We start from the raw sequence: 21552 nt of genomic DNA, 5'->3' as shown, positions 1-21552 counted from the left end.
ATCCCGAACCTTGACGTCGGCGATTTTCGACAAGTGCTCACACCGCCCGACGTCCGGCCGTCTCACTTGACGACCGGCGTCCAGCTAGGCGTCTCCGATCGCCTGGATGATGCGATACGCGGCACCCACGTCGCGCTCGACCACTGCGGAGGTAAAGCGTTCGATGATGGCGCGCAGGCGGTTGGTCGGCGCCGTCGCCGCGCTCAGCAGCGGGCCATCGATGAGGCGACTGCCCCATTCCACGCCAAGGCGCTGCGCCTCGTCATCGGCGCCGACGACGATAGACGGGAAGGGCAGGCCGATTTTCGGTGCCGCAAAATGACGCTGGTGCAAGCTCGTGCCTTCGGGGGCGACCAACAGGGCGCCGGCAACGTTCGCGGTATAGGCTTTCGGCGACAGTCGGGCCCACCATGCGGCCGCCGCGCAGGCGCTGCCCTGTGCCAGGAGCATGACCGCGCGATCGGACGCCGATACGGCGGCATCGATCCGCGCGGCCAGCGCCGTTCGCTCGGCAGCGGTACGGCTGCGCACCGCAATATGCTGCGCATCGCCAAACCGCGGAAACTCCCGGAACCGCTCGAATATGGAGACGGCCTTGTCGGGGACGAGCGCGATAAGCGTCAGCCGATGGCTATCCAGGACAGCAACAGACACAATCCGGTCTCCCTTTCCGTGAATGCATAAGCTGCCTTCTTCCGGTCGACGACGCAACGCAGCTTCTCCGATACGCGCCAAACCGTTCTATCCTGGGTTTCGGCTGAGATGAGCCGATCAGTTTCCTCTCGGTCTGTCACCACGTCCAGCTAAGCGGTGCTTCCCCATTTCGACTCAGTTCAGTCCGTCAGCCTGAAAAGGCTTTTCCGGATGCATGAAGAACGACAGACCAGCGCCGACCAGGAGTAGCGCCAGCGATGCACAGAACGGGATCGACCAGCTTCCCGTAAGGTCCACCGCCGCGCCGAACACCAGCGGAGAGAGGATCCCCGCGATACCGAAGCCGAAGTTCATCATGCCGCTCGCGGTGCCGGCATATTGCGGCGCGATGTCCATTGGCACGGCCCAGATCGGCGCGACCACGAGTTCGGAGAAGAAGAACGCCAGCGACAAACACAGGGCGACCGTCGTCAGATCGTGGGTGAGGACCACGGGCACGAGAAACACGAACGCGCCGACCATCCCGACGATGATCAGATTGCGCCGTGCCGCCTGCAGGCTGCCGGTCCGGCGGTAGATATAGTCACTCGCTGCGCCACCGACCCAGTCGCCGACCACGCCACCCAACAGCACGCCGCCCGAAAACAGCGCCGAGTGCTTCAGGTCCAGCCCGAAATTCTTGAAGAAGAACGAAGGGAGCCATGTCAGGAACACCCACAGCGTCCAGCCGTAGCAGAAATCGACGGCCGTGACGGGCGCGATCCGCCGCGCGAGCCGCCACCACGGCACGGGAGGCGTGGTCGCGGCCTGTTGCGCCGCCGGGGCGAGTTCGGCGCGTTCCTGGTCGGACATGCCGGGGTGTCGTTCCGGGGTCTCCCGCGCGACCACCAGCCACAGGATCACCCACACCGCGCTCGCCAGTCCGAGCACCACGAACGCGCCCCGCCACGATACGAGCGCCATCACTCCGACCAGCAGCGGCGGGGTCAGCGCGTTACCGAGCCGTGCCGCGGCGTGCGTGATCCCTTGCGCAAAACCCCAGCGCGCCGGTGGCAGCCATGTCGCCATGGCGCGCGTCGCAGCGGGGAAGGCGAACCCCTCGCCGATGCCGAGCGCGAGACGCAGCGCGAACAGTGATGCCATCCCGCCGACCAGCCCGGTCAACACCGTCGCCACGCAGACGACCGCACCGCAGATCAGCAACATGCGTCGCGGCCCGAAGCGGTCGATGACGCGACCACCGAACAGCTGGATCAGAGCATAGGGGTAGGAAAAGGCGGAGATCGCCAGCCCGAATTGGGTGTTGCTCATCCCCAGTTCGGCGGTCATGCGCGGACCGACCGTCGCCAGGTTCACCCGGTCGATGTAGAGCACCAGGTACATCAGGCACAGTACTGCGAGGATGCGGTTCGGGATGCTCATCCACCGCGGAACGTGACGCGCGATCGCGTCGGACCGGCTCAGGCTGCGGCCCGTCATGCAGGTCTACCCGTCCCCTTGATCTGCGTCCGGTGCATCACGCGTCGCGCTGCAGGATCGAACGAATCGCGCCGGTGCATCGTGCAGCGATTGTCCCACAGCACCAGGTCTCCCTTGCGCCATTCATGGCTCCAGCCAAATCGCTCGCCGTCGACATGCTCCCAAAGCGCGTCGAGCAGCGCTTCGGAGTCGGCCAGATCCAGACCATCGATATAGGCATTCCGCCGGCGTCCGAGATACAGCGCGGCGCGTCCGGTTTCAGGATGGGTGTAGACTAACGGGTGCAGACTGCCCGGCGCCTCGCGCGGATCGTCGCTTGGCGTGACGCCCTGGCGAAGGAAACCACCGCTATTGTAGGTGCCGTCGTGCTTTACGCGGCGTCCCGCGATGCGCGCCTTCAGGTCATCGGGCAACGAATCGTACACGGCGTACATATCGACGAAGCTCGTATTGCCGCCCGTCGGTGGCACCTCCAGCGCATAGAGAGCACTCGCCTGAGGCGGGACTTCGACATAGGACATGTCGGTGTGCCAGACCGCCTCGCCATTGCCGAGGCTGCCGATCGGAACGCCGCCTTCGACTACGTTCGAGACGACATAGAGTTCGGGCAGTCCCTCGACGAAGCGGCGGCCGGTCTCCTGGATGGGCGCGAGATCGAGGTCTCCAAACCGGCGGCTGAAGGCGATCAGATCCGCATCCGAAAGCGATTGGTCGCGGACCAGCAGGACCAGATTGTCGAGCCAGGCCTGGTGAAGATCGGCGAACTGCTGATCATCGAGCGTCCGAAGATCGATACCCCGAACCTCAGCGCCGACGCCCTTTCCGGTTTCGATCACGTCCAGGCCAAGTCGACTTGCCAGAAGATCGCTCATCATTCCGTACTCCATACTCGCACGTTCGCAGTCGACGAGGCTCGACTGCCGCATGACCGGTTTAACGATTGACCGCCGATGCGGGCCGCAAAGCATTTGTTTGGGCCAGTCAACCGGGGCATATTTGCGTGCGCAATTGGCGCCAATTGGTCGCCAAAGGGATCGCCGGACGCGGCGGCGACATTCCCCACCGGCCATGATTCTGGCCAACGCCCAAGCCGACTATTTGGCCTTCGAAACCGGATTACGGTTCTGGCAGTCAAGCGCCAGATCCGCCGCTACCCATGCGCGCTCCTCGCTCCCGCCAGCATCGACTAACCGGCCATGCTCGCCGGACGTCCAGCGCGCCGCGGCGCCCTAGTAGGGACGGAGAGCCCACGCTTCCGGACAGCGCGACCTCTCGACCGTCGCACCGAACCCGCCCGCCATACACCCCGGGGCGCATCGATTATTCCCTGTGCTAGACGACAGGGATAGCGGCACGTCCGCGGCGGTTACGGTGATCTTGCTGTGACAGTATAGCTGCCACCGTGCACTGTGATGTCCGGTAAGCCCAGTCCATCGCCCCCAATGGGTACAGCGATGGCGATGGCGATGGCCACAGCCATTGCCGATCGCCATGTTGGCGACGAGAAATCAATCACTTCGCATATGATGGTCGGGGAGACAGGATTCGAACCTGCGACCCCCTGGTCCCAAACCAGGTGCGCTACCAGCCTGCGCCACTCCCCGACGCCGATGCGGTTAGGCGCAGCCGGCGGCATGTGCAACCCCGTTCGACACAGAATAGCGTACGGTCGTGCGTGCGTCGCGTGCGGCGACACGAGGTTCCGATCGCCGCATCGGTGTGGCACAAGCTGCCGATGGGTGGGGTTATGACAGCAACATGGTTGCGCCGCGGCGCATTGGGTTTGGCGTTCGTGCTGGCGAGCGGCGGGCCGGCGTCGGCGCAGACGGATACCGCGTTCGACGCGTATATGACGACGCTTCGGCAACAGGCGCTTGCCGACGGTGTCAGCGCGCGCACCGCCGACGCGGTCTTCCCGACGCTGACGTTGAACCAGCGCGTCATCGACCTCGATCGCGGACAACCCGGCGCCGCAACCGTCAGCGCGATTCCGGCCTTCGCACCGTACCGCGCCCAGCATGTCGATGCCGCCAGGATCGCGCGCGGTCGGCAGAATTACCAGGCGCAACGCTATCGCCTCGAGCGGATCGAACGCACCACCGGCGTCCCCGAATCGATCATGGTCGCGATCTGGGGGCACGAGACCAATTACGGCAGCTATACCGGCGATTTCGATCTGCTTCGATCACTGGCGAGCCTTGCCTATGAGGGCCGCCGCCGCGCCTTGTTCGCAGGCGAGTTCATCGCCGGCCTCAAGATGATGGATCGCGGCGTCTCGCGCAGCCAGTTGAAGGGCAGCTGGGCCGGCGCGACCGGGAACCCGCAGTTCCTGCCCTCCGTCTATCTCCGCGTCGCGCGCGATGGCGATGGCGACGGGCGCGCCGACATCTGGAACAGCCCTGCGGACACGCTCGCGTCGATCGGCAATTATTTCGTCGATGCCGGCTGGCGCGCAGGTCAGCCCTGGGGGCTCGCGGTCGGCGTTCCGGCGGGGTTCGACCGATCGCAGGTTCGCAACCGGCTGGTCTCGCCGCGCTGCCCGCGCGTGTTCGAACGGCACAGCGGCTGGCGGACGATTGCCGAATGGCGTGCTCTCGGACTGGTGCCGCAGGGCCGCGCCTGGCCCGCCGACAGTGTCCTGGCGACGTTGCTCGAGCCGGATGGCGCGGGATCGACCGCATATCTGCTGACCAGCAACTACCGCGTCATCCTCGACTATAATTGCTCGAATTTCTACGCGCTGTCGGTCGGACTGCTGGCCGATGCGGTCGAACGCTAGGGTCTTCGCGCTGGCGCTGATGCTGTCCTGCGGGATGGCGTCCGAAACCGTCGGTTCGCCCCTGCCGACGCCCACCGGCACCTACGGGCGCTACGAGGATACCGGCCTGGCGAGTTGGTATGGCGAGGAATTGCTCGGCAACCGTACCGCGTCGGGCGATCGGTTCGATCCCGCGGCGATGACCGCGGCACATCGCACCTTGCCGCTCGGATCGTTCGTCGAGGTGACCTCGCTCGAGACAGGCCGGTCGATCCTGGTTCGTATCAACGACCGTGGACCGGGACGTCGGGACCGCATGATCGACCTGTCGCGCGCAGCTGCCCGCCTGCTCGGCACCGATCGCCGACAGGTGGTCGCGGTGCGCATCCGGACGATCGTGCCGACCCTGCTGGATGCGACGCTGTTGCGCGCGGGAAAGGCCGCGGCGCCGCGGATGCCGACGCTGACACGCATCGCGGCGGTCGATCCGTTGCCGGCTCGCAGGACACTCCCGCCATTCGAAGCGGGTCACCTCTATATTCTCCAGGTCGCTACCTTTTCGAATCACCCACGGGCTACCGCTTTGGCGGGACGGCTCGGGGCGACGGTGACCGCACGCGGAGGTCTTTACCGCGTGCGCCTCGGCCCGTTCGCCGATGTGTCGAGCCTGCAACGCGTGCGTGACGCGGTCGCCGAGCGCGGCTATGGCGATGCACAGGTCCTGCCCACGGATTGAGTTCCCTTTTGCCTACGGAATCCCCATGAAGAAGCTGATCGTAGCACCGTTCGTCGCCCTCGCGCTGGCGCACCCTTCTGTCGCCGCTGCTCCACAGTTCCAGACCGCGGCACCGATCGCCTACATGGAAGATCTGTCGTCCGGCGCCGTCCTGTTCTCGCGCGACGCGGATCGTCGCATGCCGCCGGCCTCGCTGGCCAAGATGATGACCGTGTATGTCGCGTTCGACATGATCAAGAAGGGCGAACTGAAGCTCGACCAGATGATGACCGTACGCCCCGAGACGTGGGCGAAATGGCATGGTCCTGCAGCAGGTTCGACGATGTTCCTTTCGTCGGGTGAGAGCGTGAGCGTCGCCAATCTCCTGTACGGCATCGTGACGCTGTCCGGCAACGACGCGTGCATCGTGCTGGCCGAGGGCATTTCCGGATCGGAAGAGGCGTTCACCGAGCGAATGAACCGCAAGGCCGCCGAACTGGGTCTCAAGGACAGCCATTTCGGCACCGCCAACGGTTGGCCTGACAACGGCGTCACCTATGTCACCGCGCATGATCTTGCCGAGCTCGCCGCAGCGACGATCACCAACTATCCGGCGCTCTACAAGCAATTCTATTCGAAGCGCGATTTCACCTGGGGCAAGACGATGGGCGGCAACGCAATCACCCAGGCGAACCGCGATCCGCTGCTGGGCCGCGTCGCCGGCGCGGATGGTCTGAAGACCGGTCATACGGAAGAAGCCGGCTATGGGTTCGTCGGCTCGGCGGAGCAGGGGGGGCGTCGCCTCGTGATGGTTGTCGCCGGATTGACCGGCTTCAACCAGCGGTCGGAAGAGTCGGTCCGGTTCATGGAATGGGGCTTTCGCGCCTGGCAGTCCAAGCCGATCGTCGCGAAGGGCCGCAAGGTCGAGACCGCCGCGGTCCAGCTCGGCGATTCGTCGTCGGTCGGCCTTGTCGCGCCCAAGGCGCTGACCGTGACGCTGCCCGCCGGCACCTCGCCGAACCTGACCGCGAAGGTCGTCTATGACGGTCCGATCAAGGCGCCGATCAAGGCCGGCCAGCATATCGCCGATCTCGTCGTGACGACATCCGACGGGCTCCAGCAGCGCATGCCGCTGGTCGCCGAGAAGGACGTCGCGCTCGCCGGCTTCTTCGGGCGTGCATGGGCAGGACTGACCGGATTCTTCGGATGACGCTACGGCAGGCGGCGACCACGCCGAACCGATGACCGCGATCTTCGGCAACACCGCCGCGCAATCCGCGTTCCTCACGGCCATGCGTGGCGGTTCGCTGCATCATGCCTGGCTGCTGACCGGCCCCCAAGGCGTTGGCAAGGCGACGTTCGCGCGCGCTGCGGCGATGCGGATGCTGGCCGACGGCGCTCATCCCGATACGGCGACCGGCGGGTTCGACGTACCGGCGGGTGACGGCACGCGCTCGCTGATCGAGGCCGGATCGCATCCGGACTACCGCGTATTGTCGCGTTTGCCGAAGGACCCCGAGAAACCCGACCAGGATCTCGCGCGGAGCATCACGATAGCGCAGGTCCGCACGCTGCAACCGCTGTTCGCGACGACGCCATCGATGAGCGCGCGCCGCGTCGTGCTGATCGATGCGATCGACGATCTGGAACGGGGCGGCGCGAACGCGCTGTTGAAGAATCTCGAAGAACCGCCGGCGGGAACGATCTTCCTGCTGGTGAGCCATGCGCCGGGACGCCTGTTGCCGACGATCCGATCGCGGTGCCGGCTGTTGCGGTTCGAGGCGTTGAACGACGCCGATGTAACGGCGGCGATCCAGGCGTTGCGGCCCGATGCGGACGAGCAGGAGGTTGCAGCGCTGGTGCGGGCCAGCGATGGCGCGCCGGGGCGGGCATTGCGGTATGCCGGGCTCGACATCGCCGGGATCGACGCAGCGATCGCGGCGATTGCTGCGGACGGCGACCGCGATAACGGCCGGCGCCTGAAACTTGCCAAGGCGCTGGGGCTCAAGGCGGCGCAGCCACGCTACGAGGCGTTTCTCGATCGCGCTCCGGCATTCATCGCGCAGGCGGCACGGACGCGCTCTGGCCCGGCGTTGCGGACCGCACTCGATGCGCAGGTCGCCGCGCGCGATCTGGCGAGTGCCGCGATCGGTTTGTCGCTCGACGCACAGGCGACCGTGTTCGAGATGGCCGGGATCGTCGCGACGCTTCGCACCTGACGGGGTGGATCGGCGCTGGGGATGGGCTTCACCTCGTCGGGGCGATGCTCTAGGAGCGCGGCATGGCCGATCCTTTCTACATCACCACCGCGATCCACTATCCCAATGGCCGCCCACATATCGGCCATGCGTACGAGATGGTCGCCGCCGACGCGATCGCACGCTTCCAGCGGCAGGCCGGGCGCGACGTGCTTTTCCAGACCGGCACTGATGAGCACGGGCTGAAGATGGTTCAGGCAGCGCGCGACCGCGACCTACCGGTCCGCGATCTCGCCAATGAAATGTCGTCGTATTTCCATGCGATGGCCGACCGCTTTGGCATCTCGTACGATCGCTTCATCCGCACGGTCGACGAGGATCATTACGCCGCGAGTGCAGCCATCTGGCAGGCGATGGCGGATGCGGGGGATCTGTACCTCGATCGCTACGAGGGCTGGTATTCGGTCCGCGACGAAGCCTTTTACGACGAGGCTGAGCTGACGGGGGAGGGCGACGATCGCCGCTCGCCGCAGGGCACGCCGGTCGAGTGGACCGCGGAGGAGACATGGTTCTTCCGCCTCTCGAAATACCAGCAGCCGTTGCTCGATCTGTTCGCGGCCAACCCCGATTTCATCCGGCCCGAGAGCCGTCGTAACGAGGTGATGCGGTTCGTCGAAGGCGGGCTGAAGGATCTGTCGGTGTCGCGGACAAGCTTCGACTGGGGCGTGCCGGTCCCCGGCAGCCCTGGCCACGTGATGTACGTATGGGTCGACGCGCTGACCAATTACCTGACCGGGATCGGGTATCCGGACACGAACGGCGACAAGGCGAAATACTGGCCGGCCGACATTCACCTGATCGGCAAGGATATCGTGCGGTTCCACGCGGTGTATTGGCCGGCGTTCCTCCTGTCCGCGGGGATCCCGTTGCCCAAGACCGTCTTCGGTCACGGCTTCCTGCTGACCCGCGGCGAGAAGATGTCGAAGTCGGTCGGCAACGTGGTCGATCCGATCGCGCTGGCGGATGCCTTCGGGGTCGACGCACTACGCTACTTCTTCCTCCGCGAAGTCAGCTTCGGACAGGACGGCAGCTATTCCCCCGAGGCGATCGTCACGCGTGTCAATGCGGAGCTCGCGAACAGCTTTGGTAATCTGGCGCAGCGGACATTGTCGTTCATCGCCAAGAACCTGGAGGGCGTCTTTCCCACCGTGGGTACGGTCCAGGACGCCGACGGCATGCTGATCGAAGAGGTCGTCGTCGCGTGCGCCGGATTCAAGTCCGCGTTCACCGATCTTGCGCTGTCGCAGGGGATCGAGGCGTGGATGCGTGGTGTGTTCGCGTGCAACCAGTATATCGACGCGCAGGCGCCCTGGGCGCTGCGGAAAACCGATCCCGAGCGGATGCACGCGGTGTTGCGCACGCTCGTTCGCGCGATCCGCATGCTCGCGATCACGATCCTCCCGGTCGTCCCGGAGTCGGCGGGCAAGGTGCTCGACCAGATCGGTGCGAGGGAGCGCGATCATGCGGCGATCGACGACGATGGCTGGTACGACCGGACCGCAGCATCGGACTTCCGGATCGCACCACCATCGCCGGTGTTTCCCCGCCTCGAAATGCCCCTAGACATGCCCGCGGAGGCCTGATGCTCGCCGACAGCCATTGCCATCTGAACTACAAGGGGCTCGTCGAGGATCAGCAAGCGGTGCTGGCGCGGGCAAGGGCGCGCGGCGTCACTGCGATGCTCAATATCTCGACGCGCGAGAGCGAATGGGACGACATCGTCGCGACCGCCGAGCGCGAGCCCGATGTCTGGGCGACGATCGGTATCCACCCGAACGAGGCGGACGTGTATCCCGACGTCGACGCCGCCAAGCTGATCGAGCGCGCGCGGCATCCGCTCGTCGTGGGGCTGGGCGAAAGCGGCCTCGACTATTTTCGCGACACCGCCGATCGCGCCCGTCAGCAGGCGAGCTTCCGCGCGCATATCACCGCGTCGCGCGAGACCGGCTTGCCGATCGTCGTCCACACCCGCGATGCGGAGGACGATACCGCCGCGATCATGGCGGAGGAGATGGGGAAGGGGGCCTATCCAGGTGTTATCCACTGCTTCACCGCAAGCGGCGCGTTCGCCGACAAGGCGCTGGACTTGGGGCTGTATATCTCCATCTCCGGCATCGTGACGTTCAAGAATGCGCGCGACCTGCAGGACACCGCCGCACGGTTGCCGATCGAGCGTCTGCTGATCGAAACCGATGCGCCGTTCCTCGCGCCCGTGCCACACCGCGGCAAGACCGGCGAACCCGGCTTCGTCGCCGATACCGCGCAGTTTCTCGCCGACCTGCGCGGAGAGAATGTCGAGGATTTATCGCGGCGTACGGCCGAGAACTTCCACCGGTTGTTCGGCAAGACGTTGGGCAAGACGTTCGCGTGAAGATCACGATCCTCGGGTCCGGCACGTCGTCGGGCGTGCCGCGCATCGGCAACGACTGGGGCGAGTGCGACCCGGCCGAACCCCGCAATTATCGCACCCGCGCGTCCGCGCTGGTCGAGCATGACGGTGTGCGTATCTTGATCGACACCAGCCCGGACATGCGCGTGCAGTTGCTCGCGGCCCAGGTCGACCGGGTCGACGCCGTCATCTGGACACACGACCATGCCGATCACTGCCACGGCATCGACGACCTTCGGCAACTCTACCATGCAGCGGGAACACCGGTGCAAGGCTTTGCCCGGAGGGAAACGCTGGCCGCGCTCGACAGCCGCTTCACCTACGCTTTTCACGGCCGCAGCGGGTATCCGTCAACGATCGCCGGGGCGCTGCTGCCCGACCGATTGACGATCGGCGGAATCCACATCCGGGTTGCCGATCAACCCCATGGCAGCATCCACGCTGCGGGTCTGCGCTTCGAAGCAGACGGGCGGTCGATAGGATATGCCACCGATTTCAATATTATGACGGACGACATGGCGGCGATGTATGAGGATCTGGATATCTGGGTCGTCGATGCATTGCGCCGGCGTCCGCATCCGACGCACATGGAACTTCCCGCGGTGCTCGGCTGGGTCGATCGGCTGCAGCCGACCCGAACCGCATTGATCCATATGGACAACAGCATGGACTATGCGACCTTGCGGGCGGAGCTTCCGGCCGGTGTCGAGCCGGGCTATGACGGGCTGGTGCTGACGGCATGACCGGCGATCGGGCGGCGCAGTTCGCGTTATACGCGATCATGCTCATCCTGCCGCTTGCCGCACTGATCGCGCGCCGGCCGCCGATCGGCCCGCTACTCAAGATGAGCGCCGCCTGGATCGGCATCTTTGCCATCGGCCTGTTGCTCGCAAGCCAGCGCGACAGGATGTCGAGCCTGTTCGACGCCTTCAGCGGTCAGCAGGTCAGTGGCGCCGAAACCCGGATCCGGATGGCCGACGATGGGCATTTCTGGGCCGATGTCGATATCGACGGGGTTCGACGCCGCATGCTGATCGATAGCGGCGCCACCACGACCGCGCTGTCATCGGCGACGGCCAGCGCGATCGGGCTCGATGCCGAGGAAAGTCCGTTCCCGGTTGTGATCTCCACCGCGAATGGGCAGGTCACGGCAAGGACCGGAACCGTCAAGCGGGTGGCGGTCGGCGGCGTCGTCTTGACCGATCTGGGAGTCGTCACGTCGCCATCGTTCGACGATATGGACGTACTCGGGATGAATTTCCTGTCTCGACTGGGTACATGGCGGGTCGAAGGGAAAACGCTGGTCCTGATCCCCACAGCCCATACGATTTAACATAATGTATATTATCGATCTTGGAATGCTCTGGTCGATTGGTGTCTTCTGTGGGAGTTTCCGATGATCGAACGGCTGGTGGCGATTATGGCGCGGCTCCGTGATCCCGTCGACGGATGCGAATGGGATCGCGTGCAGACCTGGGCGACGATCGCCCCCTACACGATCGAGGAAGCGTATGAGGTCGCGGACGCGATCCAGCGCGACGATCCTGACGATCTGAAAGACGAGCTCGGGGACCTGTTGCTTCAGGTCGTGTTCCACAGTCGGATCGCCGAGGAAGCCGGCGCGTTCACGTTGGCCGATGTGGTCGCGTCGATCGCCGACAAGATGGAACGGCGTCACCCGCATATTTTCGGTGATGCGTCGCATTCGCCCGGCTGGGAGGCTCTCAAGGCCGCGGAACGGGCAAGCCGGCCCGACAAGAGCGCGCTGGCTGGCGTAGCGGTCGGACTGCCCGCCTTGTCCCGCGCCGACAAGCTGCAGAAGCGTGCCGCACGGGTCGGCTTCGATTGGCCGGACGTCGCCGGTCCGCTGGCCAAGGTCCATGAGGAGATCGACGAGGTTCGCGAAGCCGGCGCCGACACCGTTGCTGAGGAAATTGGCGACCTGTTGTTCGCGGTGACCAATTGGGCGCGACATCTCGGTGTCGATCCCGAGGCGGCATTGCGAAACGGCAATGCCAAGTTCGAGACGCGCTTCCGTGCGATCGAGGCGGATGCCGGCGACGCGTTTGCCGGCATGACGCTCGATCAGAAGGAAGCGCTATGGCAGGCGGTCAAGCATCGCGGCGGATAAACCTGTCGTAATCCGTCTCCGACAGCCGGACGTCGTAGATCGTCTCGAGGCCTTCCGCGTCGGTCGCGAGCACCTCGCCATGCGCATGAAGCCAGGCAGCCCCTGCACCGTCGCTCGCGTCGAGCAGGATCCGATACCGCCGATGGGCATCGGTCAGCTTGGCAGCGACCTGTTCGACGAGATGCTCCACCCCTTCCCCGCTTAACGCCGAGATCGCAACCACGTCGTCCCGGTGCGCGGCTTGCCCGGCGATCTCGTCATGCGTTTCGGGATCGAGCAGGTCGAGCTTGTTCCACACCTCGAAGCGCGGGGTGTTGTCGTCCACGCCGATCTCGGCGAGCACCGTCTCGACATCGGCGCGCTGCGCTTCGCTGTCCGGATGCGCGATGTCACGGATGTGGACCAGCAGGTCGGCCGACACCACTTCCTCCAGCGTCGCCTTGAACGCGGCCACCAGCTGTGTCGGAAGGTCGGATACGAAGCCGACGGTATCGGACAGGATCGCCTTGTCGATGCCGGGAAGCTGGATCTGTCGCAAGGTGGGATCGAGCGTCGCGAACAACAGGTCTTCCGCCATGACGTCGGCGCCCGTCAAGCGATTGAAGAGCGTCGATTTCCCGGCGTTGGTATAGCCGACAAGCGCGATGACCGGCCATGGCGCCCGCTGGCGGCGTTCGCGGTGAAGTCCGCGCGTGCGGCTGACCTGCTCGAGTTCACGCTTGAGTCGAGCCATGCGGTCGCGGATCAGCCTTCGATCCGCTTCGATCTGCGTCTCGCCCGGGCCGCCCAGGAAGCCGAAGCCGCCGCGCTGACGTTCGAGATGCGTCCAGCTCCGGACCAGCCGCCCCGCCTGATAATCGAGATGCGCCAACTCGACCTGCAACCGACCTTCGGCAGTCGCCGCGCGTTCGCCGAAGATCTCGAGGATGAGCCCGGTCCGGTCGATGACCTTGGTGCCGAGCGCCTTTTCGAGATTCCGCTGCTGGATCGGGCTGAGGCTCGCGTCGAACACGACGAGCCCCGCCTCTTCCATCCGCACCTGCGTGGCAAGCAGTTCGACCTGTCCGCTGCCGATCAGCGTCGCTGGCTTTGCCTGACGGACGCGGTAGGCGATCCGCTCCACCACCTCGACGCCGATCGCCGCGGCGAGACCCGCCGTCTCCTCCAGGCGAGCGTCGACATCGCGCGACGCGTCGCCCTGATCGGGGAGCACGACGATCGCCCGTGTGCCGCGGGTGAACTCGTCCCGATCGCGTTCGAACCCGCTACTCAATCGTCATCGTCCGTTTCATCGGTATCGGTAGGTTCTTCGGCAAGGTTGAGCGGACGGGCGGGCTGGATCGTCGAGACAGCGTGCTTGTAGACGAGCTGCGCCATGCCTTCACGCTGAAGCAGCATACAGAACAGGTCGAAGCCCGCGATCTGGCCCTGCAGCATCACGCCGTTGATCAGGAACATCGTGACGCTGTCTTCGGACTTCCGCACCGCGTTGAGGAATATTTCCTGCAGCAGCGGATGCTTCTTCTGATTTTCGCCGACCGCATCGACGATCGCGGCGACGTCCATCGGTCCAGCCGGCATGATTGTCGAAATGGCGTGCTTGTAGATCAGCTGCGACTGGCCATCGCGGCGAAGCAGCACGGAAAAATTATCGAACCAGGTGACGATGCCCTGGAGCTTCACGCCCTTGACCAGGAACATCGTGACTGGCGTCTTGGAGCGCCGGAGTGCATTCAGAAACAGGTCCTGAAGCGAGCCTTGTTTTTCGGCCAATGGGATAACCCTTTGTTTTTGGCGGGACTTTGCCCGCAAGGCGCCGTTTCCCGGCGTCGGAGACGCGCCCGGTTACCAGGCGCTGATGCTAATCTATGATCGCCATCCCGCTACGTCCAGAGGACGGCGAAATTACGACCGATCAATCGTCGCGCGTTTCCGTGATACCGAGCAGCTTCAATTTACGGTGGAGGGCGGACCGCTCCATGCCGATGAAACTCGCGGTGCGCGAGATGTTGCCCGAAAATCGCCGGATCTGGACCCGCAGATACTCGCGCTCGAACGTCTCGCGTGCTTCACGCAGCGGCGATCCCATGATCGCGGTCGATCCGGCCGAGCCCATGTCGCCCTGATCGCCGAGCACTTCGGCCGGGAGAAGATCGAGATCGATGCGGCCGATCCGATCGCCAGGCGCGAGGATGATGGTACGCTCGACGACGTTGCGTAGCTGGCGCACGTTGCCCGGCCAGTCGTAGGATTGCAGTGCGACCATCGCATCCGGCGCGATTTCAGGCGTGGGCACGCGTCGTTCCGAAGCGTAGTGCGCGATGAAATGCTGGACCAGCGCAGGAATGTCCTCGCGCCGATCAGACAGCGGCGGGATCGTCACGGGAACGACGTTCAGCCGGTAATAGAGGTCCTCGCGGAAGCGCCCCTCGGCGATCTCGAAGACCAAGTCGCGCGCGGTGGCGGAGACGACCCGAACGTCGACCTTGACCACGCGCGTGCCACCGACGCGCGTAAAGCTCTGGTCGGTCAGCGCGCGCAGGATCCTCGCCTGCGTCGCGATCGGCATGTCGGCGATCTCGTCGAGAAACAGCGTGCCGCCGTGCGCTTGCTCGAACAGGCCGGGCCGGACGAGATCGCCCGCTTCCTCGACGCCGAACAGCTCCTCGTCCATCCGCTCGGGCGTCATCCGCGCCGCGCTGACGATGATGAACGGCGAATCGGTTCGCAGGCTCCAGCCGTGCAGCAGGCGGGCCGCGACCTCCTTGCCGACGCCGGCCGCGCCCATGATGAGCACGCGGCTGCCGGTTGCAGCGACCCGTTTCAAGGTGGCGCGGACGCCGTTGATCGAGCCCGAGCTTCCGGTGAGATCGGTCTCGCGGCCGACGGTCGCGCGCAAGGATGCGACCTCGCGACGAAGCCGCTCGGTCTCGGTGGCGCGGGCGACCATCAACAGAAGACGCTCGGCCTCGAACGGCTTTTCGATGAAGTCGGACGCGCCGCGACGGATCGCCGCGACCGCGGTGTCGAGATTGCCGTGGCCCGAGATCACCAGCACCGGGATCGACGGATCGCGCCGCTTGATCTCGTCGAGCAGTTCGAGCCCGTCGAGCCGCGAGCCCTGCAGCCATACGTCGAGCAGCACCAGCGACGGACGCCGCGCGGCAATCGCCTCCAGCGCGGAGTCACTGTCGCCAGCGTCGCGCGTATCATAGCCTTCGTCCTCCAGGACGCCGGCCACGAGTTCGCGGATGTCACGTTCGTCGTCCACGACGAGAATATCGAGCGCCATCAAATCATATCCGGTTGCGGGTCATCGTGGCGAGCTGGCCCTCCCCTGCCAACTCGGGTGCCGATGCTCCTTGGTCGAGCGCGGCCAGCGCCTTGGCGTCGAAGGTCATGGTGACGATTGTACCGCCACCGGGTCGATCAGAAAACCCGATCGTACCACAATGCTCCTCGATGATCTTCTTCACGATGGCAAGCCCGAGACCAGTGCCGCGCGCGCGCGTCGTCACGTAAGGCTCCATGATCCGGTCGCGATCGGGGGGCAGGCCGATGCCGGTATCCGCTACCGCGATGGTGACGCTACGGCCTGGATCTAGGGTCAGCGTCATGGTCACCGAGCCGCCGGGTTCACCCCGCGATTCAACCGCTTCCACCGCATTCTTGACGATGTTGGTGAGCGCCTGACCGATCTGGCGGCGATCGCAGACAAGCGCCAGACCCGGATCGTCGTTGACGAGCTGGAATCCGATTGCGGGATGCGCGACCTCGTGCAGAAAGAGCGCCTGGCGCGCCGCATCGACCAGCGATTCCTCGCGGAACACGGGCTTGGGCATTCGCGCGAACGACGAGAATTCGTCGACCATCCGGCGAAGGTCGCCGACTTGGCGGATGATGGTATCGGTGAGCCGCGAGAACGTACCGTCCTGCATCTCCGCTTTCGCACCATAGCGCCGTTGCAGACGCTCGGCGGCGAGCTGGATCGGCGTCAACGGGTTCTTGATCTCATGCGCGATGCGTCGCGCAACGTCGGACCATGCAGCACGCCGCTGATCGAGCAGCTGCTGCGTGATGTCGTCGAACGTCAGGATCGGGTTCGTCGTCGGACGCGCGACGCGGACCGCAAGCGTGCGCATGTCGCCCCCCTGTCCCACCTCGACGATCGCCTCGCGGTCGCCGCTGTCGAGCATCGCGTCGAGCTCGGGTGCGACATCGAACAGCCGACGTCCGACCAGACTGTCCGTACCGACGCCGGTTGCCAGCAGCCCGGTCGCCGAATCATTGGCGATCGTGATGGTACGGTCACGGCCCGTCGCGATGACGCCGGCGGATACGCCAGCCATCACCGCCTCGATCAGCGCCCGACGACTTTCGAGCTGACCGTTGGCGGTCACGAGTTCGGTGTTCTGTTCTTCCAGCCGCCCGGTCATCTGGTTGAACGCGTTGGCGAGCGTGCCGACTTCGTCACGGCTGCGCGGATCGGGCACGCGCGCGGTGAGGTCGCCGCCCGCGACCCGTCTGGCGGCATCCACCAGCTCTCCGACCGGGCGAACCAGGCGGTCCGCGACCGCCAACGCGATCCAGACCGAGATGCCGACGATCAGCAGCGAGATCAGGAGCAGCGCCGCGTTGAACCGGAGTTGCAAGCTCCGAGACCGCGCGAGCAGCGACCGATAGCTCGTCAGAACCTCGTTCGCGCGGGTCGTCTGACCCGAAAGCAGCTTGGTGTCCTCGACCCGCCCTGCATAGAGGAACAGCTCGTCGGACCCGGGCAGCATCGTGATCGTCTGGATCCGATCGCCGGTGACGGTCACGACGGCCGACTTTCCCGCCCTCAGCTGAGCGATCGCCCCCGGCGTCACTTGCCGCGCGAAATCGATCTCGTAGGGATTGACGATGGCGAAGGTCTGCACGTCGCCCTGCGGCGTCACCTTGAACAGCGCGCCTTCGGAGAGACTACGATAATAGACCTGTTGCAGGAACCAGCCCGGGAAGTCCGGGCTTTGTAGCGATCGTTCGCGCAGATAGCCCGACATGTCGGCTGCCATCGTCACGGTGGCTTCCTGCCACCGGTTGAGCTGGCGGGCGTAGGACGACTGGGCAAGGCCGGTCGCATTCTCGAGCATCCCGCGCGCCTGATCCGAATACCAGAACTGCACGCCGTATTGGAACAGCAGCGACGCGAAGATTGTGACGAGCAACATCGGCACCGCGGCGACGATCGAGAACAATCCGACGAGCCGGACATGCAGCCGCCCCCCGCCCCCGACGGGCGAGCGCGCAGCCCGTCGCATCGCGACGCGGCGGCCGAGCAGCATCAGAACCGCGATACCGGGCACGAGGTTCGCGACCAGCAACAACGCGACGAGCGGCGGCGGGAGAAGACGCTGCGGCGCGTCGGCGCCGGTAATGACGAAGTAGCTCGTCACGCCGATCGCAACCGCGACCGCGACGACCAACGCTTCGATCGCGGGCGTAACAGCGAACCGGGGCGAAAGCGCCTCATCGTCCATGGGTAGCGTCGCGGAAGCGATCATCGTTGCCTCGGTACAACGTCAACCGTTGCCTTGAAACCACATAATTTGCCGATCAGTGCCGGTATGCATCATTGGCGCGGGCGTCAGTCACCGCGATACCGAGCGTATCGAGCCGTTTGCGCAGCGTATTGCGGTTGATTCCCAGCGCGCGCGCCGCACGCAGCTGGTTCTGCCCATGGCGGGCGAGCATCGCCTCGATCAGCGGACGTTCGACCTCGCCGATCACCCGGTCATACAAGCTGCCGTCGTCGAGCGCGTCGGGATCCTCGCGGGCGATCCGTTCGATCAACGCGCGCACCGCTTGGGCGAGATCGACATCGGCGGCCTGCCCCGAGACTGCCTGCGTACCGATCATCGCCCGGATCGCCTCGGCCTCGATCACCTCGTCGCGCGACAGGACTGCCAGTCGACGCATGAGGTTTTCGAGTTCTCGGACGTTGCCTGGCCAGTCATGCGCACCGAGCGCAGTGAGCGCGTCACCAGCCAGTCGCCGTCGCGGCAGACCTTGCGCTGCCGCGTGATCGAGAAAATGCCGCGCGAGCAGAGCGATATCCTGCCGACGCTCGCGCAGCGCGGGTAGCGGGATCGGTACCACGTTGAGACGGTAGAAGAGGTCCTCGCGGAACTGGCCGGTGGCGACTTGCGCCGCCAGATCGCGGTTGGTGGCGGCGACGATGCGGACGTCGACGCGAATCGTCCGAGCACCGCCGACGCTGGTGAACTCGCCCGATTGCAGCACGCGGAGCAGCCGCGTCTGCGCCTCCATCGGCATGTCGCCAATCTCGTCGAGGAACAGCGTGCCGCCGGACGCCTGCTCGAACCGCCCGGCGTTGCGCGCCGCCGCGCCGGTAAAGGCGCCGCGTTCGTGCCCGAACAGCTCGGCCTCGATCAGTTCGCGCGGGATCGCCGCCATGTTGATGGCGACGAACGGGGCTGCGCTGCGCGGGCCCAGATCATGGATCGCGCGTGCGACGAGTTCCTTGCCGGTCCCCGATTCGCCCGAGATCAGCACGGTCAGGTCGTTCGATACGACGCGAGCGATGATTCGGTAGACGTCCTGCATCGCCGCCGAGCGACCGATCAGCGGGAGCGCACGGTCCTCGTCATGCAACGCATCATCAGAGACCATGCCGCCTCGGGCAAGCGCGCCCGTCACAGCGCTGGCGAGGACATCGAGGTCGAACGGCTTGGGAAGATATTCGTACGCGCCGACCTCGGCCGCGCGGACCGCGGTCGTCAGCGTGTTTTGTGCCGAAAGGACAATGATCGGCAGTAACGGGAAACGCGCGGCCACGCCGCGGACATGATCGATGCCGTCACCGTCGGGGAGGATAACGTCGGTGATGAGGACATCGGGCAACGCAGTCGCCAGCGCACGTTCGAGCTGGCTCAGACTGTCGGCCACCGTGACGTCGTGCCCGGCGCGGCGGAGCGCCTGGGCGACGACGGTCCGGATCGCGGCGTCGTCGTCGACGACCAGGACGCTACTCACGACGCGGCGCTCATGAGGCGGCCCGGGGAAGCAGGAGGCGGAGGACGGTCATTTCGGGTGTTCCTTCGCGGGCATACTGGACGATCCCGCCCATGTCGCGGGTAAGCTTGTCGACGAGCGCAAGGCCGAGCCCCTGCCCTTCGCGCCGGCCCGACACGAACGGATCGAACAGGTGATCGGCGATATCCGCAGGAGCACCAGGACCATTGTCGAAGACGCAGATCTCGATCGGCAGCGGCAGGCGAGGCTTGCCCGGCGCGGAACTGACGGTGATGCCATGGCGATAGGCAGTGGTTAGAACGATCCGCGGTTCGCGTTCGTTTCTAACGGCTTCGCGTGCGTTCTTGAGCAGGTTTATGATAATCTGGAGGAGCGCGTCACGGTTTATCTGTGCGGGCGGGAGCGAGGGATCGAAGCGTTCCTCGATCGCGATGCCGCGCGCGAACCCAGCTAGTGCCAAGCGGCGGGCATGGCCTAGCAGCGGATAGATGTTCTCGCTGGCGAGCGGCAGAGGCCGCGTGTCGCTGAAATCCTGCATGCGGTCGATCAGCGCGGCGATCCGGTCGACCTCGGTCACGATCAGCGTGGTGAGCGCGCCCGCGCCGAGCAGCTGCGCCGCGCCGCGAATGCCGGACAGCGGGTTCTTGATCTCGTGCGCAAGCATCGCCGCGGCGCCAACCGCCGCCCTTGCTCCGGCCGCGCGGTCGACCGAATGCCCCAGTCGACGAGACGTTGCCGATGCGTGGAGCGTGATGGCCCGCCACCCGGGATAGTCGGCAATCTGCGTCTCGGCGAAATCGACGCGGATCTTTACGCCACGTGCCGTCGATATCTCGGTGTCGTAGACCGATAGCCCGTGGCCGTCCCGGTTACGTGGGTCGTCGGGCGGCGGGATGATCGCATCGAGCGGTTGGCCGATCATCAGCCGCTCGGAGAGGTTCAGCAATTGCTCGGCAAGCGCGTTGGCATGCGCGATGCAATGGACTGGATCGACGACGACGACCGCGACCGGGAGTGCTGCGAACAGCTCCGCAAAGCCTGGCCGCCCCCGGGATTGCGTATCAGGCCGCGGCAAGTTCGCGCCAGGGAGCGTAGAACTCGGCCAGCATCGCCTTGACCTGCTTCGGGTCGGGCACCTGGTTCACCTTGTTGCGGAATTCGGCCGAACCGGGCAGTCCCTTGGTGTACCAGCCGATGTGCTTCCGCGCCATGTTGACGCCGGTTTCGATCCCGTAATGTTCGAGCATCGCCTCGTAATGCCCTGCGATCGCGTCATATTGCTCGGTGATCGACGGATCCTCGATGCGACGGCCGGTGGCGAACCACTCCATCACCTGGCCGAGCACCCAGGGGCGGCCGTAGCTGCCCCGACCGATCATCAGGCCATCGGCCCCGGATTGGTCCATCGCCGCTTCGGCATCCTCGATGGTGCAGATGTCGCCGTTGACGATCACCGGCACGGTCACCGCGTCCTTGACCTTGCGGACGAAGCCCCAGTCGGCATTGCCCTTATACATCTGGTTGCGCGTGCGACCGTGGACAGTGATCAGCTTGATGCCAAGGTCTTCCGCGATCCGCGCGAGGTCGGGCGCGTTCAGGCTGTCGTGACACCAGCCCATCCGCATCTTGAGCGTCACGGGGACGTCGACAGCCTTGACGGTGGCCTCGATGATCGCGCTGGCGAGCTTGGTGTCGCGCATCAGCGCCGAGCCCGCATCGCCGTTGACGACTTTGCGTACCGGGCAGCCCATGTTGATGTCGATGATCGCCGCGCCGCGATCCTGGCTGAGCTTCGCGGCCTCGCCCATCTCGTAGGGCGTGCAGCCGATCAACTGCATCGACACCGGCTCCTCGAGCCGATCCCATGCCGCCTTCTGCAACGACTGGCGAGTTTCGCGGATCGCCGCCTGGCTGGCCACCATCTCGGTGACGTTGAGGCCCGAGCCATAGCGTCGCACCAGCGTGCGGAACGGCATGTCGGTGACGCCGGTCATCGGCGCGAGCACGACGGGGCTTTCGATCCGGACGGGACCGATCTGTATGGGAGCAAGGTTACGCATGGATGTGCCTGAAAAAGAGGCAACGCCCTACCCTGCCCGGTCGTTTTTCGCAAGACTGGCGAGCGTCGGGACG

The 21552-nt window shown here is 65.4% G+C and carries 19 protein-coding genes and 1 tRNA gene; 9 read left to right on the top strand and 11 right to left on the bottom strand.

Annotation, left to right across the window (positions count from 1 at the left end; all coding sequences use genetic code 11):
* Window positions 1–84: 84 nt before the first annotated feature.
* The 4 genes from O6Y00_RS11655 to O6Y00_RS11640 form a co-directional block, all read right to left on the bottom strand.
* The gene (locus O6Y00_RS11655; protein ID WP_353442784.1) at window positions 85–735 is read right to left on the bottom strand and encodes an alpha/beta hydrolase; all 651 of its coding nucleotides are present in this window, start codon (window positions 733–735) and stop codon (window positions 85–87) included.
* A gap of 93 nt (window positions 736–828) precedes the next feature.
* A complete protein-coding gene (locus O6Y00_RS11650) occupies window positions 829–2133 on the bottom strand; it encodes an MFS transporter (protein ID WP_353442783.1) in 1305 nt (434 codons plus the stop codon).
* Window positions 2130–3005 (bottom strand): TauD/TfdA dioxygenase family protein, encoded by an 876-nt coding sequence (locus O6Y00_RS11645; RefSeq protein ID WP_353442782.1) that lies wholly within the window; start codon window positions 3003–3005, stop codon window positions 2130–2132. The genes O6Y00_RS11650 and O6Y00_RS11645 overlap by 4 nt, the downstream gene beginning before the upstream one ends.
* 655 nt (window positions 3006–3660) lie before the next feature.
* Window positions 3661–3737: transfer RNA gene (locus tag O6Y00_RS11640), tRNA-Pro, on the bottom strand.
* Window positions 3738–3880: 143 nt separating this feature from the next.
* Between O6Y00_RS11640 and O6Y00_RS11635 the strand changes: the two genes are divergently transcribed.
* From O6Y00_RS11635 to mazG, 9 genes are all read left to right on the top strand, one after another.
* Window positions 3881–4912 carry a lytic murein transglycosylase gene (locus tag O6Y00_RS11635; protein ID WP_353442781.1) on the top strand — a complete coding sequence of 344 codons (1032 nt, stop codon included), beginning with the start codon at window positions 3881–3883 and terminating at the stop codon, window positions 4910–4912.
* Window positions 4896–5627 (top strand): septal ring lytic transglycosylase RlpA family protein, encoded by a 732-nt coding sequence (locus tag O6Y00_RS11630; RefSeq protein ID WP_353442780.1) that lies wholly within the window; start codon window positions 4896–4898, stop codon window positions 5625–5627. Before O6Y00_RS11635 ends, O6Y00_RS11630 begins: the two co-directional genes overlap by 17 nt.
* A gap of 25 nt (window positions 5628–5652) precedes the next feature.
* Window positions 5653–6816, top strand: a complete 1164-nt coding sequence (locus tag O6Y00_RS11625; RefSeq protein WP_353442779.1) for a D-alanyl-D-alanine carboxypeptidase family protein — start codon at window positions 5653–5655, stop codon at window positions 6814–6816.
* A 31-nt stretch (window positions 6817–6847) separates the two neighbouring features.
* Window positions 6848–7825, top strand: coding sequence for an AAA family ATPase (locus O6Y00_RS11620; protein WP_353442778.1), 978 nt, complete (start codon window positions 6848–6850; stop codon window positions 7823–7825).
* Window positions 7826–7887: 62 nt separating this feature from the next.
* A complete protein-coding gene (gene metG / locus O6Y00_RS11615; RefSeq protein WP_353442777.1) occupies window positions 7888–9447 on the top strand; it encodes a methionine--tRNA ligase in 1560 nt (519 codons plus the stop codon).
* Window positions 9447–10235, top strand: coding sequence for a TatD family hydrolase (locus O6Y00_RS11610; protein ID WP_353442776.1), 789 nt, complete (start codon window positions 9447–9449; stop codon window positions 10233–10235). Before metG ends, O6Y00_RS11610 begins: the two co-directional genes overlap by 1 nt.
* The gene (locus tag O6Y00_RS11605; RefSeq protein WP_353442775.1) at window positions 10232–10996 is read left to right on the top strand and encodes an MBL fold metallo-hydrolase; all 765 of its coding nucleotides are present in this window, start codon (window positions 10232–10234) and stop codon (window positions 10994–10996) included. Before O6Y00_RS11610 ends, O6Y00_RS11605 begins: the two co-directional genes overlap by 4 nt.
* Window positions 10993–11586 (top strand): retropepsin-like aspartic protease family protein, encoded by a 594-nt coding sequence (locus O6Y00_RS11600; protein WP_353442774.1) that lies wholly within the window; start codon window positions 10993–10995, stop codon window positions 11584–11586. Before O6Y00_RS11605 ends, O6Y00_RS11600 begins: the two co-directional genes overlap by 4 nt.
* A gap of 63 nt (window positions 11587–11649) precedes the next feature.
* Window positions 11650–12384, top strand: coding sequence for a nucleoside triphosphate pyrophosphohydrolase (gene mazG, locus O6Y00_RS11595; RefSeq protein WP_353442773.1), 735 nt, complete (start codon window positions 11650–11652; stop codon window positions 12382–12384).
* Here the strand turns inward: mazG and hflX are convergent.
* From hflX to dusB, 7 genes are all read right to left on the bottom strand, one after another.
* The gene (gene hflX, locus O6Y00_RS11590; RefSeq protein ID WP_353442772.1) at window positions 12365–13657 is read right to left on the bottom strand and encodes a GTPase HflX; all 1293 of its coding nucleotides are present in this window, start codon (window positions 13655–13657) and stop codon (window positions 12365–12367) included. The two genes, mazG and hflX, sit on opposite strands and share 20 nt — an antisense overlap.
* On the bottom strand, window positions 13654–14196 hold the full coding sequence (hfq, locus tag O6Y00_RS11585) for an RNA chaperone Hfq (protein ID WP_353442771.1): 543 nt from the start codon (window positions 14194–14196) through the stop codon (window positions 13654–13656). The genes hflX and hfq overlap by 4 nt, the downstream gene beginning before the upstream one ends.
* 103 nt (window positions 14197–14299) lie before the next feature.
* Window positions 14300–15676, bottom strand: a complete 1377-nt coding sequence (locus O6Y00_RS11580; protein WP_353442770.1) for a sigma-54-dependent transcriptional regulator — start codon at window positions 15674–15676, stop codon at window positions 14300–14302.
* Window positions 15677–15680: 4 nt separating this feature from the next.
* The gene (locus tag O6Y00_RS11575; RefSeq protein ID WP_353442769.1) at window positions 15681–17927 is read right to left on the bottom strand and encodes a sensor histidine kinase; all 2247 of its coding nucleotides are present in this window, start codon (window positions 17925–17927) and stop codon (window positions 15681–15683) included.
* Between the two features lie 52 nt (window positions 17928–17979).
* Window positions 17980–19419: a nitrogen regulation protein NR(I) gene (ntrC, locus tag O6Y00_RS11570; protein ID WP_353442768.1), complete on the bottom strand. Its 1440-nt coding sequence runs from the start codon at window positions 19417–19419 to the stop codon at window positions 17980–17982.
* 10 nt (window positions 19420–19429) lie between these two features.
* A complete protein-coding gene (locus O6Y00_RS11565) occupies window positions 19430–20494 on the bottom strand; it encodes a two-component system sensor histidine kinase NtrB (RefSeq protein WP_353442767.1) in 1065 nt (354 codons plus the stop codon).
* Window positions 20481–21479, bottom strand: a complete 999-nt coding sequence (dusB, locus tag O6Y00_RS11560; protein ID WP_056058746.1) for a tRNA dihydrouridine synthase DusB — start codon at window positions 21477–21479, stop codon at window positions 20481–20483. Before dusB ends, O6Y00_RS11565 begins: the two co-directional genes overlap by 14 nt.
* Between the last annotated feature and the right edge of the window lie 73 nt (window positions 21480–21552).

The sequence above is a fragment of the Sphingomonas faeni genome (assembly GCF_040407565.1).
Taxonomy (GTDB): domain Bacteria; phylum Pseudomonadota; class Alphaproteobacteria; order Sphingomonadales; family Sphingomonadaceae; genus Sphingomonas; species Sphingomonas faeni_F.
Note: the sequence above shows the minus strand (reverse complement) of the source record. Positions and strands in the feature narration are given on the sequence as shown.

Coding starts and splice junctions, on each gene's coding strand:
- O6Y00_RS11650 (WP_353442783.1), bottom strand. CDS start 2,133: ATGACGGGCCGCAGCCTGAGCCGGTCCGACGCGATCGCGCGTCACGTT.
- O6Y00_RS11645 (WP_353442782.1), bottom strand. CDS start 3,005: ATGAGCGATCTTCTGGCAAGTCGACTTGGCCTGGACGTGATCGAAACC.
- O6Y00_RS11635 (WP_353442781.1), top strand. CDS start 3,881: ATGACAGCAACATGGTTGCGCCGCGGCGCATTGGGTTTGGCGTTCGTG.
- O6Y00_RS11630 (WP_353442780.1), top strand. CDS start 4,896: ATGCGGTCGAACGCTAGGGTCTTCGCGCTGGCGCTGATGCTGTCCTGC.
- O6Y00_RS11625 (WP_353442779.1), top strand. CDS start 5,653: ATGAAGAAGCTGATCGTAGCACCGTTCGTCGCCCTCGCGCTGGCGCAC.
- O6Y00_RS11620 (WP_353442778.1), top strand. CDS start 6,848: ATGACCGCGATCTTCGGCAACACCGCCGCGCAATCCGCGTTCCTCACG.
- metG (WP_353442777.1), top strand. CDS start 7,888: ATGGCCGATCCTTTCTACATCACCACCGCGATCCACTATCCCAATGGC.
- O6Y00_RS11610 (WP_353442776.1), top strand. CDS start 9,447: ATGCTCGCCGACAGCCATTGCCATCTGAACTACAAGGGGCTCGTCGAG.
- O6Y00_RS11600 (WP_353442774.1), top strand. CDS start 10,993: ATGACCGGCGATCGGGCGGCGCAGTTCGCGTTATACGCGATCATGCTC.
- mazG (WP_353442773.1), top strand. CDS start 11,650: ATGATCGAACGGCTGGTGGCGATTATGGCGCGGCTCCGTGATCCCGTC.
- O6Y00_RS11580 (WP_353442770.1), bottom strand. CDS start 15,676: ATGGCGCTCGATATTCTCGTCGTGGACGACGAACGTGACATCCGCGAA.
- O6Y00_RS11575 (WP_353442769.1), bottom strand. CDS start 17,927: ATGATCGCTTCCGCGACGCTACCCATGGACGATGAGGCGCTTTCGCCC.
- dusB (WP_056058746.1), bottom strand. CDS start 21,479: ATGCGTAACCTTGCTCCCATACAGATCGGTCCCGTCCGGATCGAAAGC.